Here is a 15,356-nt window from a genome sequence, read left to right as displayed (position 1 = left end):
ATCCTTACATCATGAAAAAATAACGCAAATTAACTAGTTACCGTGCGGATTTCTGGTTGTCTGACCAGTGAAGTTGCGCATCAGCAGCGCATACTGCAGGGGCAGGTCGTCCGGCACAGGCAACCATACGGTATAACCATCGCCCGGGGCCACCGGCATGGCTTCGCCTTTGCCATTTTCCATATGCTCGAGGGTGAAGTTGACGTTACCCTGCGGGGTCATCAGCTCGAGGCTGTCGCCGACGCTGAACTTATTTTTGACCGCCACGGCCGCCAGCGGGCCGTTACGCTCCCCGGTGAATTCGCCGACAAACTGCTGGCGCTCGGAGAGGGAGTAGCCGTACTCGTAGTTCTGATAATCGTCATGGGTATGGCGGCGCAGGAAGCCTTCGGTGTACCCGCGATGGGCCAGTCCTTCCAGGGTCTCCAGCAGGCTGGTATCGAACGGTTTGCCTGCGGCGGCATCGTCGATGGCCTTGCGGTAAACCTGGGCGGTACGCGCGCAGTAGTAGAAGGATTTGGTGCGGCCTTCGATCTTCAGCGAGTGAACGCCCATCTGGGTCAGACGCTCAACGTGGGCGATAGCCCGCAGATCTTTCGAGTTCATGATGTAGGTGCCGTGCTCGTCCTCAAAGGCGGTCATGTACTCGCCCGGACGTTTGGCTTCCTCAATCATAAAGACTTTATCGGTCGGCGCGCCGATGCCGAGGGTGGGCTCCACGGTCTGCACCGGGATCGGCTCATATTTGTGGACGATGTTACCGACGTCGTCCTCTTTGCCTTCCGCCACGTTGTATTCCCAGCGGCAGGCGTTGGTGCAGGTCCCCTGGTTCGGGTCGCGCTTGTTGATATACCCGGAGAGCAGGCAGCGGCCGGAGTAGGCCATGCACAGCGCGCCGTGGACGAAAATCTCGATCTCCATCTCCGGCACCTGGCGGCGAATCTCTTCGATTTCATCCAGCGACAGTTCACGCGACAGGATCACCCGGGTCAGCCCCATCTGCTGCCAGAATTTGACCGTCGCCCAGTTGACAGCGTTGGCCTGCACTGAAAGATGGATCGGCATCTCCGGGAAGTGTTCCCGCACCAGCATGATTAAACCCGGATCGGACATGATCAGCGCGTCCGGCCCCATCTCCACCACCGGCTTCAGATCGCGAATAAACGTTTTCAGCTTGGCGTTATGCGGGGCGATGTTGACCACCACATAGAATTTTTTACCCAGCGCGTGGGCTTCATTGATGCCGAGCTGCAGATTTTCGTGATTGAATTCGTTGTTACGCACGCGCAGCGAGTAGCGCGGCTGGCCGGCATAAACGGCATCGGCGCCATAGGCGAAAGCGTAACGCATATTCTTCAGCGTTCCCGCCGGGGAGAGGAGTTCTGGTTTAAACATGGTGTTCTCGTTCTGATGACAGGTCAGATTCGCCGCACCTGGTGCGGCGAGTTGGGGAGTGTCCCCACATTAAGGGCGGGCATTGTAGCGCCGCGGCGAAGGGGAGTAAATATCAGATGGGTATCTTTCAGTATGGCTAATTTGTTTGCCATTTTGAACCTGGGCAGTGCTCACACTGACAGCACTCATAACGCCTGGGGGGATAGGCTCTGGAGTTCCCCGGGTTGCGGCGTAAACGCCTTACCCGGGCTACGGATTGCAGAGGGCGGTGAACGTGTAGCCCGGCTAAACGCAGCGCGAGCCGGGAAAAGGCTCACTACGCCAGTCGACAGGCGTCCGCCTCCCAGCGGTAGCCAACGCCATACACCGCGCGAATAAACGACTGCTCGGCGTCCAGCGCCTCCAGCTTGCGCCGCAGGTTTTTGATGTGGCTGTCGATGGTGCGGTCGGTGACTACCCGATAATCGTCATACAGATGGTTGAGCAACTGTTCGCGGGAGAAGACCTTGCCCGGCTCCTGGGAGAGGGTTTTCAGCAGCCGGAACTCGGCGGGAGTGAGGTCCAGCAGCTTGTCGCGCCAGGAGGCCTGAAAACGACCTTCGTCGACAATCAGCGGGCTCTGGGCGTCCAGAGCCTGCAGATCGCGCTGCGGCTTGCAGCGGCGAAGAATGGTTTTCACCCGGGCGACCACTTCCCGCGGGCTGTAGGGCTTGCAGATATAGTCGTCGGCGCCAATTTCCAGCCCCAGCAGTCGGTCGATCTCTTCGATTTTCGCCGTCACCATCACCACCGGAACGTCGGAGAAGCGGCGAATTTCCCGGCACAGCGTTAAACCGTCGGTGCCGGGCAGCATCAGGTCCAGCAGGATCAGGTGCGGCGGCGTCTGCCGAACGTAGGGCAGGACCTTGTCACCGTGGTTAATCAGCGTAGGCGCATAGCCGGCGGCTTGCAGATAATCAATCAGCAGCTGGCCGAGCTTCGGTTCATCTTCCACGATAAGAATGCGTGGGGTGTTTTCATCTACAGGCAATTCAGTCATACGTCTCTCGGTAAATCATGTTCCAGAGGTAACTCAACTTTAATGCTAACCCCGCCAAAAGGCGAATGGTCGGCACGCAGGGTGCCGCCGTGGGCCGCGACAATATTGAGGCAAATCGCCAGTCCGAGGCCGGAGCCGCCGCTGGCGCGATTGCGCGATCCTTCCGCCCGGTAAAAGCGTTCGCACAGGCGGGCCAGCTGCTCATCGCTGACGCCGGGGGCGCTGTCGGCGAAGTCAATCACCAGCATTCGGCCGCTGCGACGGGCGGTGATGTGCAGGCTGCCGCCGCTGTCGGTATAGCGCAGGCTGTTCTCCAGCAGATTGTTGAAGAGCTGCATCAGGCGGTCGCGGTCGCCGAAGATCATCGCCTGCTCGGGGAGCGACACCTGAATGCTCAGCTGCCGGCTGGCGAAGCGCTCGCGAAAAGCGCCCGCGGCCACCTCCAGCAGGGTGATGATATCCAGCGACGTTTTCTGGTAGGCCAGCGCCCCCTCATCGGACATCGACAGCTGATGGAGGTCGTCCACCAGCTTGGTGAGGGTAGCCACCTCGGCCTGCAGGGAGGGGATGGACTCGGGGGTGAAGCGCCGGACTCCGTCCTGAATCGCCTCCAGCTCGCCGCGCAGCACCGCCAGCGGAGTACGCAGCTCATGGGAGATATCGGCCATCAGATCGCGACGCATCTGCTGGTTGCGCTCCAGGGTGCTGGCGAGCTGGTTGAAATCCTGCGCCAGGCGGCCGAGCTCGTCGCCGCCGGTCACCGTCACGCGGGTGGAAAAGTCGCCCGCCGCCAGCTTATGGGTGCCTTCCACCAGCCGCTTCACCGGCGCCAGCAGGCCGCGGGCCAGCGGGAAAGTGGCCAGCGCGGCAAGCAGGGTTGCAAGGGCGACAATCAGCCAGCTGGTGCGCTTTTGCTGCCGGTCGAAGTTAATATCGGTATTGCGCGTCAGCCGCTCTACCGGCGAGGCGATCACTTTGCCTACCTCCACGCCGTTGACCACAATGCTGCGCTGGGTGCCGTCCTCCGGTACGCGCTCACGGGGCCCCACCAGCACGCGGCCCGACTGATCGACCACCCAGAACATGGTGCGCCAGCCGTGGGGCGGCATTTCCGGCCTCGGCGGCGGGGTGTCGCTGGGGCCGTCGGGCGGCCCATCCGGCGGCGGCCCATCCGGCCCCTGACCCTCCATCGGACCCGGCTTCATGCCGTGTCCCGGCGGCGAACGGTCGTCGTTATCCCGTTCGAAGGTGCGCAGCAGCTGGAAGATAAAGCGGTCGTTGTTGCGCAGAAACGCCCAGCTGCCGTGCTGGGCATACTGCTCACTCAGCGCGTCGCTGAGCATGGTTAACCGCTGCTCATTACCGCGCTTGATGTAGTCGATAAACCCACGTTCGAAACTGATACGCACCGCCCAGTGCATGCTGATCAGCAGCACGATGCAGGTGGCGAAAATAGCGAGGAACAGCTTACCGGTAATGCCCGGGCGCCAAAATTTCACGATCCACTCCTGTTGCGTCGACGGATGACAGTATTAGTGCCGACGTCATCCGGTACCCGGGAAAAGATGAGCGCCGGGAGGGCGATGATCGCCGCCATGCTCAGATAGGTATAGAGAAAGACCTGATGGGTGCTGGCGGCGTCGAGGCTCATATGCTGTTGGCCATACAGCCCCAGCAGCAGCCCGGCGATGGTCACGCCGATACTCATCGACAGCTGCATCACCATCGACAGCAGGCTGTTGCCGCTGCTGGCCAGATCGTCCGGGAGATCTTTCAGCGTCAGGGTATTCATTGAGGAGAAGCGGCTGGAGTTGATCATCCCCTGCAGAAACAGGACCAGCGGCAACGCGTAATACCAGCCGGCCAGGGCGCTAAACATAAACAGCAGACTGACCGCCGCCAGGCCCAGGGTGCTGACGACCAGTACGCGGCGGTAGCCAAAGCGGTTGACCACCTGGACCACGATCTGCTTCATCCCCATGCTGCCGAGCACCATCGGGATCATCATCAGCCCGGCGTGAAAGGGGGAGAAGCCGAGGCCAATCTGCAGAAACACCGGGGTCATAAACGGCAGCATACCGCTGCCGATGCGTCCGGCGAAGCTGCCGCCGAGGCCGAGGGAGAAGGTGCGGTTACGAAACAGGTTGAGGCTGAACAGCGCCCGGGCGTTACCGCGGGCGTGCCACAGGTACAGCAGCAGGGCGGCGAGGCCGACGGCCACCAGCCCCGCCAGCCAGCGTGACGATATACCGAGCCCTTTCTGGCCGTCCAGCGCCAGGGTCAGGGTCGCCATCCCGGCGGCCAGCAGCAGAAAGCCGGAGAGGTCGAAGCGCCGGGTCTGCAGGGTGTAGTTGGGCATCAGGCAGAGGGTGGCGATGGCGCCGACGATCCCCACCGGGATATTGATGAGGAAGATCCAGTGCCAGGAGGCATACTCCACCAGCACCCCGCCCAGCGCCGGGCCGAGCAGCGGGCCAACCTGGCCCGGCAGGGTGACGAAAGTCATCGCCGCCATGTACTGATCGCGTGGGACGATCTTCATTACCGTCAGGCGACCAACCGGCACCATCATCGCGCCGCCGATCCCCTGCAGCACCCGCGCCATCACCAGCTGGTCAAGGGTGCTGGCCTGGGCGCAAAACAGCGACCCGGCGGTAAACAGCACGATGGCGGTGAAGAAGATATTGCGCACCCCGACCCGGTCGGCCAGCCAGCCGCTGGCCGGGAGCATGACCGCCACCGTCAGGACATAGGAGACGATGATCATATGCATATGCAGCGGGCTCTCCCCGAGGCTTTTGGCCATCGAGGGGAGGGCGGTGTTAACGATGGTGGTGTCCAGCGACTGCATAAAGAAGCCGAACGCCACTATCCATAGCTGCCAGCGCACGCTGGCCGGGAGGTCTGTCATGTTATTCGCTTACCGGTTGAGAGGAGTGACGCGAAAAACGCAACCGCAGACGGTCAAAGAAAAGATAGACCACCGGCGTGGTGTAGAGCGTTAACAGCTGGCTCATCACCAGACCGCCGACGATGGTGATCCCCAGCGGCTGGCGCAGCTCAGAGCCATCGCCCCCGGAGAGCACCAGCGGCAGGGCGCCGAACAGCGCCGCCAGGGTGGTCATCATAATCGGCCGGAAACGCAGCAGGCAGGCCTGGAAAATCGCCTCTTCCGGCGCCAGATTGCCGGTGCGCTGCGCCTCAAGGGCAAAATCGACCATCATGATGGCGTTTTTCTTCACGATGCCAATTAATAACATGATCCCGATAAGGGCGATTAGGCTGAACGGGGCATCGAATATCTCCAGCGCCAGCAGGGCGCCCACTCCGGCGGAGGGCAGCGTCGAGAGGATGGTCAACGGATGCACATAGCTCTCATACAGCATCCCCAGCACGATATAGACCGTGGCGATGGCCGCGAGGATCAGGATCACCTGCGCGTTCATGGTCTGCTGAAAGACCTGAGCGGTACCGGCAAAGGAGCCGCGCACGCTCGACGGCACCCCGAGCTGGGTCATCGTGCGGTTAATGGCGTCGCTGGCTTCCGACAGCGAGCGGCCGGTGGGCAGGTTAAAGGAGATAGTGGACGCCGCCGACAGCCCCTGGTGGTTCACCGACAGCGGGGCGTTGGCCGGCTGCCATTTGGCGAAATAAGCCAGCGGGATCGGCTTGCCCTCGCTATTGATAACAAACATCTTGTCGAGGGCGCTGACGTCCTGGGTGTAGGCCGGATCCACCTCCATCACCACCTTGTACTGGTTGAGCGGCTGGTAGATGGTGGAGATTTGCCGCTGGCCGAAGGCGTTGTTCAGCAGGTTGTTGGCGTCCTGGACGCTGATGCCGAGGCGCGACATCGTGTCCCGGTCATAGACCAGGTCCATTTCGGCGCCATTGTCCTGCTGATCCGAGTTGACGTCCGCCAGCTCAGGCAGCGCCGCCAGCGCTTTGCGGATCTTCGGCTCCCACTCGCGCAGCGCCGACAGGTCGTCGGACAGCAGGGTGTACTGATAGCTGGCGTTCGACTGCCGGCCGCCGACGCGAATATCCTGCACCGCCATCAGGAACAGGTTGGCCCCGGGCTCGTTGGCCAGCTTTTTGCGCAGCCGGTCGATCACCTGCTGCGCCGTCTCGTGGCGCTGGTCGCGTGGCTTGAGGGTGATAAACATCATCCCGCTGTTGACCCGCGAGCCACCGGTAAAGCCGGTGACGTTATCCACCGCCGGATCTTCACGAATGATCTTCATAAAGTCCTGCAGCTTGCCGCGCATCGCCTGGAAGGAGATGCTCTGGTCGGCCTGAATGCCGCCCATCAGCACCCCGGTGTCCTGCTCCGGAAAGAAGGTTTTCGGGATCGAAATGTAGAGCCAGACGCTGAGGGCGATGGTGCCGAGCACCACCAGGCCGGTCAGCCGGCTGTGCCTGAGCACCCATTTTAACGATTTCCCATAGCCGCCCTGCACGGCCACCAGCAGGCGGCCAAAGCCGCGGTTGCGCGTCGGCTGGTGGGGCTTGCCGCTTTTCAGCAGCCAGCCGCACATCATCGGCGTCAGGGTGAGGGACACCGCCAGCGAGATGCCGATCGCCACCGACAGGGTGACGGCGAACTCGCGCAGCAGGCGGCCGGGCAGGCCGCCCATCAGCAGCAGCGGCAGAAACACCGCCACCAGCGACAGGCTCATCGACAGCACGGTAAAGCCGACTTCGCGGCTCCCCTGCAGCGCCGCCTGCAGAGGTTTCATCCCCGCTTCCAGATGGCGGGAGATATTCTCCAGCACCACGATAGCGTCATCCACCACGAAGCCGGTGGCGATGGTCAGAGCCATCAGCGACAGGTTATTGAGGCTGAAGCCGCACAAATACATCGCGGCGAAGGTACCGATTAAGGAAACCGGGACGGCGACGGCCGGGATCAGCGTGGCGCGCCCCGAGCGCAGGAACAGGAATACCACGAGGATCACCAGCGCCACCGATATCACCAGCGTCTGCTCCACCTCCTCCAGCGAAGCACGGATGGTCGGCGAGCGGTCCTGGGCGATCTGCAGGTCGATAGCCGCCGGAATGGTCTGCTGCAGCTCCGGCAGGCGGGCGCGGATGCTGTCCACTGTCTGGATAATATTGGCTTCCGGCAGTTTGCGGATCATCAGCAGGATCGCCGGTTTGGCGTTGGTCATCCCGGCGTTGCGCACGTCCTGCACCGAATCCGAGACGGTGGCGACATCCCCCAGTCGCACTGCGGCGCCATTCTGGTAGTGGACGATCAGCGGCTGATAGTCGGCGGCGGTCTTCAGCTCATCGTTGGTCTGCACCTGCCAGCGGTGCGCGCTGTCCTCCAGCGCCCCCTGCGGTTTGCGCACGTTAGCGTCGCTGATGGCGGTGCGCACCGCGTCCAGCGACACGCCCTGGTTGAACAGCGCCTGCGGGTTGAGGTCGACGCGCACTGCCGGCAGGGAGCTGCCGCCGACGTCGACATCACCCACGCCGTCAATCTGCGCGATGGTCTGCGCCAACTGGGTGGAGGCGAAATCATACAGCTCACCCTGGGAGTAGGTGTCCGAGGTCAGCGTCAGGATCATGATTGGCGCATCCGACGGGTTGGCTTTGCGGTAGGTCGGCCGGCTGGGCATCCCGCTCGGCAGCAGGCTTTGCGCGGCGTTGATCGCCGCCTGAACGTCGCGCGCCGCGCCGTTGATATCGCGGTCGAAGTTAAACTCAAGAATGATGCGCGTACTGCCCAGCGAACTGGAGGAGGTCATCTCATTGACCCCGGCTATCCGTCCCAGGGAGCGTTCCAGCGGGGTGGCCACCGACGAGGCCATGGTTTCCGGGGAGGCTCCCGGCAGCGAGGCGCTAACCATGATCACCGGGAAGTCCACCTGCGGCAGCGGGGCTACCGGCAGCAGCCGGAAGCCGAGAATGCCGCACAGGGTGATGGCCAGCGAGATGAGGATCGTCGCCACCGGGCGGTAAATGAAGAGGGCGAAAAACTTCACTTACGCCTCCTCTTCCTGACGCGGGAAGCGGCGCTTCAGGTGCAGCGACAGGCGGTCGAACAGCAGATAGATCACCGGGGTGGTGAACAGGGTCAGCACCTGGCTGAGCATCAGACCGCCGACCATGCCGATCCCCAGCGGACGCCGCAGCTCCGCGCCGACGCCGGTACTCAGCATCAGCGGCAGGGCGCCGAGCAGGGCGGCGAGGGTCGTCATCAGGATCGGACGAAAACGCAGCAGGCAGGCCTGGTAGATCGCTTCCCGCGGCGGCATGCCCTGCTCGCGTTCGGCGGCCAGCGCGAAGTCGATCATCATGATGGCGTTCTTCTTCACGATGCCGATCAGCAGAATGATGCCGATGATGGCGATCACATCCAGCTCGCTGCCCGCCAGCCACAGCGCCAGTAGCGCCCCGACCCCGGCGGTGGGCAGGGTGGAGAGGATCGTGATCGGATGGATAAAGCTTTCATACAGCACCCCCAGCACGATATACATCGCCACCACCGCGGCGACCACCAGCCAGACGGTGCTGCCGAGCGCCGACTGGAAGGCCAGCGAGCTACCCTGGAACTGGGTGCGGATATCGGTCGGGAAATCCAGCGACTGTTCGGCGGCGAGGATCGCGTCCACCGCTTCGCCCAGCGAATAGTTGTCCGGGACGTTAAACGAGATGGTAGTCACCGGGAACTGATCGAGGTGGTTCACCGACAGCGGGGTAAAGCGCTGCTCCACCGTGGCGATGGCGGTCAGCGGCACGATGCCGCCGTCGCTGCTGGTCAGGCGGATATTATCCAGCGCCGCCAGGCCCGGCGTCGCCTCGGTATCCTGCTCGAGCACCACGCGATACTGATTCGCCTGAGTGTAAATGGTGGAGATCAGCCGCTGGCCGAAGGCGTTGTACAGCGCGTTATCGACATCGGCCATTGAGATGCCGAGGCGGCTGGCGCTGTCGCGATCCACCTTGATATAGGCGGCCAGGCCTTTGTCCTGCCAGTCGCTGCTGACGTCGGCCAGCTGCGGCTGGGCCTGCAGGCGGCTGAGCAGCGGCGGCACCCAGGTGCTCAGCGCCTCGAGGGAGTTTGCCTGCAGGGTGAACTGGTACTGGGTGCGGCTCACCGTGGTGTCGATGGTCAGATCCTGGGTCGGCTGCAGGTAGAGCGCCACGCCCGGGACGCCGTCCACCGCCTGCTGCAGGCGGCTAATCACCGTCTGGACGCGGTCATCGCGTTCATCCAGCGGCTTGAGGTTGATCTGCAGACGGGCGCTGTTCAGCGCCGGGTTGGTGCCGTCGACGCCGACGAACGAGGTCAGGCTCTCCACGGCCGGATCCTTAAGGATAATGCTGGCCACCTGCCGCTGGCGCTCGGCCATGCTGGCGAAAGAGACCGACTGCGGCGCCTGGAGGGTGCCCTGAATAATACCGTTATCCTGGATCGGGAAGAAGCCTTTCGGGATAAAGACCCACAGGATTATCGACAGCGCCAGGGTGCTCAGCGCGACGCCGAGCGTCAGCCACGGATGGTTCAGCACCCGGCTCAGCCAGCGGCCATAGACGGCGATCACCCGTTCGAAGAAACGCTCGCTGGCCCGGGAGAAACGGTTCTGCTTGCGCAGCGATTCGTGGCTTAACATACGGGCGCACATCATCGGCGTCAGGGTCAGGGAGACCACCGCCGAGATAAGAATAGCGACGGCAAGGGTGACGGCGAATTCGCGGAACAGACGGCCGACGATATCGCCCATAAACAGCAGCGGGATCAGCACCGCGATCAGCGAGAAGGTGAGGGAGATAATGGTGAAGCCGATTTCCCCGGCGCCTTTCAGCGCGGCGGCCAGCGGCTTCTCGCCTTTTTCGATATAGCGCGAGATGTTCTCGATCACCACGATGGCGTCATCCACCACAAAGCCGGTGGCGATGGTCAGGGCCATCAGCGTCAGGTTATTGATCGAAAAGTCGAGGAACACCATCACCGCGAAAGTGCCCACCAGCGACAGCGGCACCGCGACGCCGGGAATAATGGTCGCCGGGACATTGCGCAGGAACAGATAGATGATCATCACCACCAGGGCGATGGCCAGCATCAGCTCAAACTGGGTGTCGCGCACCGAGGCGCGAATGTTGGTGGTCCGGTCGGAGAGGACCTGCACCTTCACCGATTTCGGCAGGCTCTCGGTGAGCTGCGGCAGCATCTGGCGAATGCTGTCGGCGGTGTCGATGATGTTGGCCCCCGGCTGACGCTGAACGTTCATCACGATGGCCCGCTGCTGGTTGGCCCACGCCCCGAGCCAGCTGTTTTCGGCCCCTTGTTCGACGCTGGCGACATCGCCGAGACGGATCGGCGCCCCGTTCTGATAAGCGATAATCAGCCGGCGATAATCCTCAGCGGACTGCATCTGATCGTTAGCGGAAAGCGTCACCGCGCGGGCCGGGCCGTCGAGGCTGCCTTTCGCCGAGTTAACGTTGGCGCTGGTGATAGCGGTACGCACGGTTTCGCTGGTCAGGCCGAGGGCGGCGATGGCCTGGGCGTTAAGCTTCACCCGCACCGCCGGGCGCTGGCCGCCGGCGAGGGTCACCAGACCGACGCCGGAAACCTGGGAGATCTTCTGCGCCACCCGGGTCTCCACCATGTCCTCTACCTGGGTCATCGGGATCGCGGAGGAGGTGACGGCGAGGGTCATGATCGGCGGATCCGCCGGGTTCACCTTGCTGTACACCGGCGGGTTGGGCAGATCGCTCGGCAGCAGGTTGGTGGCGGCGTTAATGGCCGCCTGCACTTCCTGCTCGGCGACGTCCAGCGGCAGGGTCAGCTGGAACTGCAGCGTGACTACCGAGGCGCCGCCAGAGCTTTGCGACGACATCTGCTTAAGGCCGGACATCTGGCCGAACTGGCGCTCCAGCGGGGCGGTGATAGCGGAGGTCACCACATCCGGGCTGGCGCCCGGATAGAGGGTAACCACCTGAATGGTCGGGTAATCGACTTCCGGCAGAGCGGAGACCGGCAGGAAGCGGTAGCCGATGATCCCGGCTAACAGGATCGCCACCATCAGCAAAGTGGTGGCGACCGGACGCATAATAAACAGCCGGGACGGGCCGCCGGTGCGGCCTGGGGGTAACACCTGCATCAGGAACGCGCTCCGTGTTTACCGCTCTGGCGCGGAGCGGGCTGCGCCTGCTCGCTGCCGCTGGCGGTGACAACTTCCACCTTCGCCCCCTCGGTCAGACGGTCAATCCCGTCGGTGACTACGCGATCCCCGGCGGAAAGCCCGGCGCTGATGACCACTTTCTGGCTGTCCTGGATGCCGGGCGTCACGCTGTGTTTGCTGACCTTGTTCTCGTCGTTCAGCACCCACACAAAATGCCCTTCGTTGCCCATCTGCAGGGCGGCGGCGGGGATCACCACCGCGTTCTCTTCGGTATCCACCAGCAGGCGGGCGTTAACGAACTGGTTGGGGAACAGCGCGTCATCCAGATTGCTGAAGCGCGCCTTCAGCTTAATGGTCCCGGTGGTGGCATCGATCTGGTTGTCGAGACTCAGCAGCTCGCCGACGCTGATTTTCTGCTTATTGGTGCGATCCCAGGCTTCGACGCTGAGCGCTTTGCCCGCTTTCTGCGCCTGCACCACCGTGGCGATGCTGTTTTCCGGCAGGGTGAAGACCACATCAATCGGGTGCGTCTGGGTGAGAACCACAATCCCGGTGGTGTCCCCGCTGGAGATCTGGTTGCCAATATCCACCTGCTTTAAGCCGACGCGGCCGTCAATCGGCGCGGTGATGCGGGTCCAGTCGAGCTGCAGCTGGGCGCTGGCGACGGCGGCTTCATCGGCCTTTACGGTGCCAGCGGATTCCACCACCAGCGACTGCTGGGTGTCGAGCTCCTGGCGGGAGACGAGGTTGGTTTTCACCAGTTGCTGGTAACGGGCGAGATCGCGGCGGGCGTTCGCCAGGGTGGCGTTATCTTTCGCCAGCTGACCCTGCGCCTGGGCGAGGGCGACTTTAAACTGGCTGGGGTCGATCTGCGCCAGCAGGTCGCCGGCTTTGACCTGCTGTCCCTCCTGGAAGTGAAGGCTCAGTAGCTGGCCGTCGACCCGGCTGCGCACGGTCACGGTATTGGCCGCCGTCACGGTACCCAGCCCGGTGAGATAGCGTGGCACCGCTTGTTCGGTCGCGGTCGCCGCCTGCACCGGCGCCAGCGCGCCGCCGAAACGGCCATGACGCGCGCCGCCCGCCCCCTGCGGGCCTTGTCCTGCTGCGGGAGCGCTGCTGCCGCTCGTGCCACGATCGTGCCAGAACCAGTAGGCGGCTCCGGCGATAATCACTACCGCCAGCGCGGCGCCCCAACGACGTATGTTACTGCCTTTCATTAGTTTACGGTCTCATCCTGAAGCGTTTCGCTGAATGATACTAGTTTAGTGAGGGAAGGGGCCGTAAAAATGGAGGAATTATGAAAAGAAGGTTGAGAAATGTCTGGATAACCGCCGCGACGCCGGGCGGTCTCGTTGGAGATTTCCGGGGTGATATCAACTTTTAGTTTAAAAAAGTAAAAAATAGTTGTATCCGGGAGGGCTTTAATTAGATTTATGCGGTGAATAAATCAGTGCATTTTCATAATAATAACATATGCACTTAAAAATCAACGTGTTAAATAATCAGGGGTCATTGCTGTGGCAAACGCAAACAAACTCACGCTCTTTATCGTCATTTTTATGCTGATGGGGATCCTCTCCGGCGCGGCTATCCATGCCTACGCGACGCCGACCACCATCTCCGCCTGGGCGGACAACATTACGCTGCTGACCGATCTGTTTCTGCGGTTGATCAAAATGGTCATCGCGCCGTTGGTATTCAGCACCCTGACGGTCGGCATTATGCGTCTCGGCGAGACGGCGACCATTGGCCGGGTAGGCGGGAAGGCGATGGTGTGGTTCATCACCTCCTCGGTATTATCCATTCTCGTCGGGCTGGTGATCGTCACCTTCCAGCACCCGGGCGCCGGGTTAAACCTGGCGGTGCCGAAAGAGGCGGTGGATACCGGCCTGGCGGTCAGCGGCATGAGCCTGAAAGGATTCCTGTCGCATACCATCCCCACCAGCATCACCGAGGCGATGGCCAACAACGAGATCCTGCAGATTGTGGTGTTCTCGATGTTCTTTGGCATCGCCGGCGCGTCGCTGGGCGAGAAGTTTAATGCCCCGCTGGTGGCGGCCCTCAATGTGGTGTCGCACATTATGCTGAAGGTGACGGGCTACGTGATGTACGTTGCGCCGCTGGCTATCTTCGCCGCCATTTCGTCGGTGATTGCCTCCCAGGGGCTGGGGATCCTGCTCAACTATGCTTCGTTCATCGGCGGTTACTACCTGGCGGTGCTGTTGACCAGCGCGGTACTGATCGCCGTTGGCTATATGGTGCTGAAAAAAGAGGTCTTCCGTCTGCTGAACATGCTGAAGGACCCGGTGCTGGTGGCGTTTACCACCAGCAGCTCCGAAGCGGCCTATCCGAAGACCCTTGAGCGGCTGGTGAAGTTTGGCTGCTCGCGCAATATCGTCTCGTTCGTCCTGCCCATTGGCTACTCGTTCAACCTCGTGGGCTCGATGGTCTACTGCTCCTTCGCCGCGATGTTTATCGCTCAGGCCTATAACGTACCGCTGAGCTTTAGCGAGATTACGGTCATGATGCTGACCCTGATGCTGGCCTCGAAAGGCATCGCCGGGGTGCCGCGCTCGGCGCTGGTGGTGCTGGCGGCCACGATCCCCAGCTTCAATATTCCGGTTGCCGGGATCCTGCTGCTGATGGGTATCGACCATTTCCTCGACATGGGGCGCTCCGCCATCAACGTGTTGGGTAACGGCATTGCCACCGCCATGCTGTCGAAAAACGAAGGTCTGCTGACCGACGAGGAAGCACAGCCGGACTGGGAAGCCGAGAAAGCGGAAGCCTGATCCTGCCGCGCCCTTTCACAAAGGGCGCCATTCCGCACGGAAAAAAAGACCCCTGACAGGCACGTCAGGGGTAATGTGACGAAGTATCAGTTTTCCTCGTAACTAGTCTTTTTTCTTATATAAAAACGCGCGGTAACGTCTTTATACCGAGGAAGCGTCAGAGTTTAACGTTATGTTCGGCAGCGCTGGCGCTTTTTTAGCATCCTACGGCTATTTTCGGATTCCAGACAATATAACTACGGGAATATCTTATTCTCTTCTGTTCGCTATTTGCCTACCAGCGCTCACGTAACAGATTCATAAACTGGAAAAAGTCGTGATTATTATTCAGGCTGTATTTTTCCATAATCTTATTCTTATGGTAAGCGGCGGTGCGGGGACTGACCCGCTGCAGGGCGGCGATTTTACTCATGTCCAGCCCTTCAAGAATACCGTGCACCACAGCGGTCTGCGACCGCGACAGGACACGATGCGGGCAGCTGGCGCAGCTCAGTTCCCGGCTCGTGGCGTCAGTGGCCGACGGGTCCATACAATGCTGTAGTTCGCTTTTAATGATCGCCAGCAGCTGTGGAATACTGGCCGTTTTCAGCGAGACAAAAATGACTCCTTTCAGGCAATTAATCATGAAATCGTCTTCCGGCAGCTGGTCGTAGCTGTGGAGGATAATCAGGGAGCTGCCTTTTTTTCTGTTTTTAATCAGGGTATTGCACAGATAGATTTCACCAGGGATCACTTCGCATATAATAATATCTTCGTCTGACAGGTCGTTATTGCGCCAGGAGAAACGGGCCCGCATATCGTCCCGGGAGAGATCATTAACCATGGCGACCAGCGATTCACGTACAAAGGTGTTGCGGGTATTGATGGTGACATTAATGTTTCTCATGGCGTTATTTCCTTATGCAAAACATAACGCCATGCTGTGACAAATCCTCCGGGCGTATGCGGTGTGTTGATTTTATAAACGTACCTGTAATCGTTTTTAATTATTATAAA

At 61.3% G+C, this 15,356-nt stretch carries 9 protein-coding genes; 1 reads left to right on the top strand and 8 read right to left on the bottom strand.

Features of this window, described 5'->3' with window-relative positions; translation table 11 throughout:
• Positions 1-33 precede the first annotated feature (33 nt).
• The 7 genes from yegQ to HMPREF3096_RS17575 all read right to left on the bottom strand — a co-directional run bounded on the left by yegQ (position 34) and on the right by HMPREF3096_RS17575 (position 12,785).
• Positions 34-1,395, bottom strand: coding sequence for a prephenate-dependent tRNA uridine(34) hydroxylase TrhP (gene yegQ, locus HMPREF3096_RS17605; protein WP_008804076.1), 1,362 nt, complete (start codon positions 1,393-1,395; stop codon positions 34-36).
• A gap of 316 nt (positions 1,396-1,711) precedes the next feature.
• Positions 1,712-2,434, bottom strand: a complete 723-nt coding sequence (gene baeR / locus HMPREF3096_RS17600; protein ID WP_004201558.1) for an envelope stress response regulator BaeR — start codon at positions 2,432-2,434, stop codon at positions 1,712-1,714.
• Positions 2,431-3,933, bottom strand: a complete 1,503-nt coding sequence (gene baeS / locus HMPREF3096_RS17595) for an envelope stress sensor histidine kinase BaeS (RefSeq protein ID WP_012541063.1) — start codon at positions 3,931-3,933, stop codon at positions 2,431-2,433. Before baeS ends, baeR begins: the two co-directional genes overlap by 4 nt.
• A complete protein-coding gene (locus tag HMPREF3096_RS17590; protein ID WP_064144557.1) occupies positions 3,930-5,345 on the bottom strand; it encodes an MFS transporter in 1,416 nt (471 codons plus the stop codon). Before HMPREF3096_RS17590 ends, baeS begins: the two co-directional genes overlap by 4 nt.
• A 1-nt stretch (position 5,346) precedes the next feature.
• Positions 5,347-8,424: a multidrug efflux RND transporter permease subunit MdtC gene (gene mdtC, locus HMPREF3096_RS17585; RefSeq protein ID WP_012541065.1), complete on the bottom strand. Its 3,078-nt coding sequence runs from the start codon at positions 8,422-8,424 to the stop codon at positions 5,347-5,349.
• Positions 8,425-11,547, bottom strand: coding sequence for an MdtB/MuxB family multidrug efflux RND transporter permease subunit (locus tag HMPREF3096_RS17580; RefSeq protein ID WP_012541066.1), 3,123 nt, complete (start codon positions 11,545-11,547; stop codon positions 8,425-8,427).
• A complete protein-coding gene (locus HMPREF3096_RS17575) occupies positions 11,547-12,785 on the bottom strand; it encodes an MdtA/MuxA family multidrug efflux RND transporter periplasmic adaptor subunit (protein WP_044649927.1) in 1,239 nt (412 codons plus the stop codon). Before HMPREF3096_RS17575 ends, HMPREF3096_RS17580 begins: the two co-directional genes overlap by 1 nt.
• 300 nt (positions 12,786-13,085) lie before the next feature.
• On the opposite strand from HMPREF3096_RS17575, the gene HMPREF3096_RS17570 reads away from it, so the two are divergent.
• The gene (locus HMPREF3096_RS17570; RefSeq protein WP_008804082.1) at positions 13,086-14,360 is read left to right on the top strand and encodes a dicarboxylate/amino acid:cation symporter; all 1,275 of its coding nucleotides are present in this window, start codon (positions 13,086-13,088) and stop codon (positions 14,358-14,360) included.
• Between the two features lie 274 nt (positions 14,361-14,634).
• Here HMPREF3096_RS17570 and HMPREF3096_RS17565 read toward each other — a convergent pair whose 3' ends face one another.
• A complete protein-coding gene (locus HMPREF3096_RS17565; RefSeq protein WP_008804083.1) occupies positions 14,635-15,246 on the bottom strand; it encodes a helix-turn-helix transcriptional regulator in 612 nt (203 codons plus the stop codon).
• Positions 15,247-15,356: the final 110 nt, after the last annotated feature.

The organism is Klebsiella sp. HMSC25G12, assembly GCF_001807705.1.
Classification (GTDB): domain Bacteria; phylum Pseudomonadota; class Gammaproteobacteria; order Enterobacterales; family Enterobacteriaceae; genus Klebsiella; species Klebsiella variicola.
Note: the sequence above shows the minus strand (reverse complement) of the source record. Positions and strands in the feature narration are given on the sequence as shown.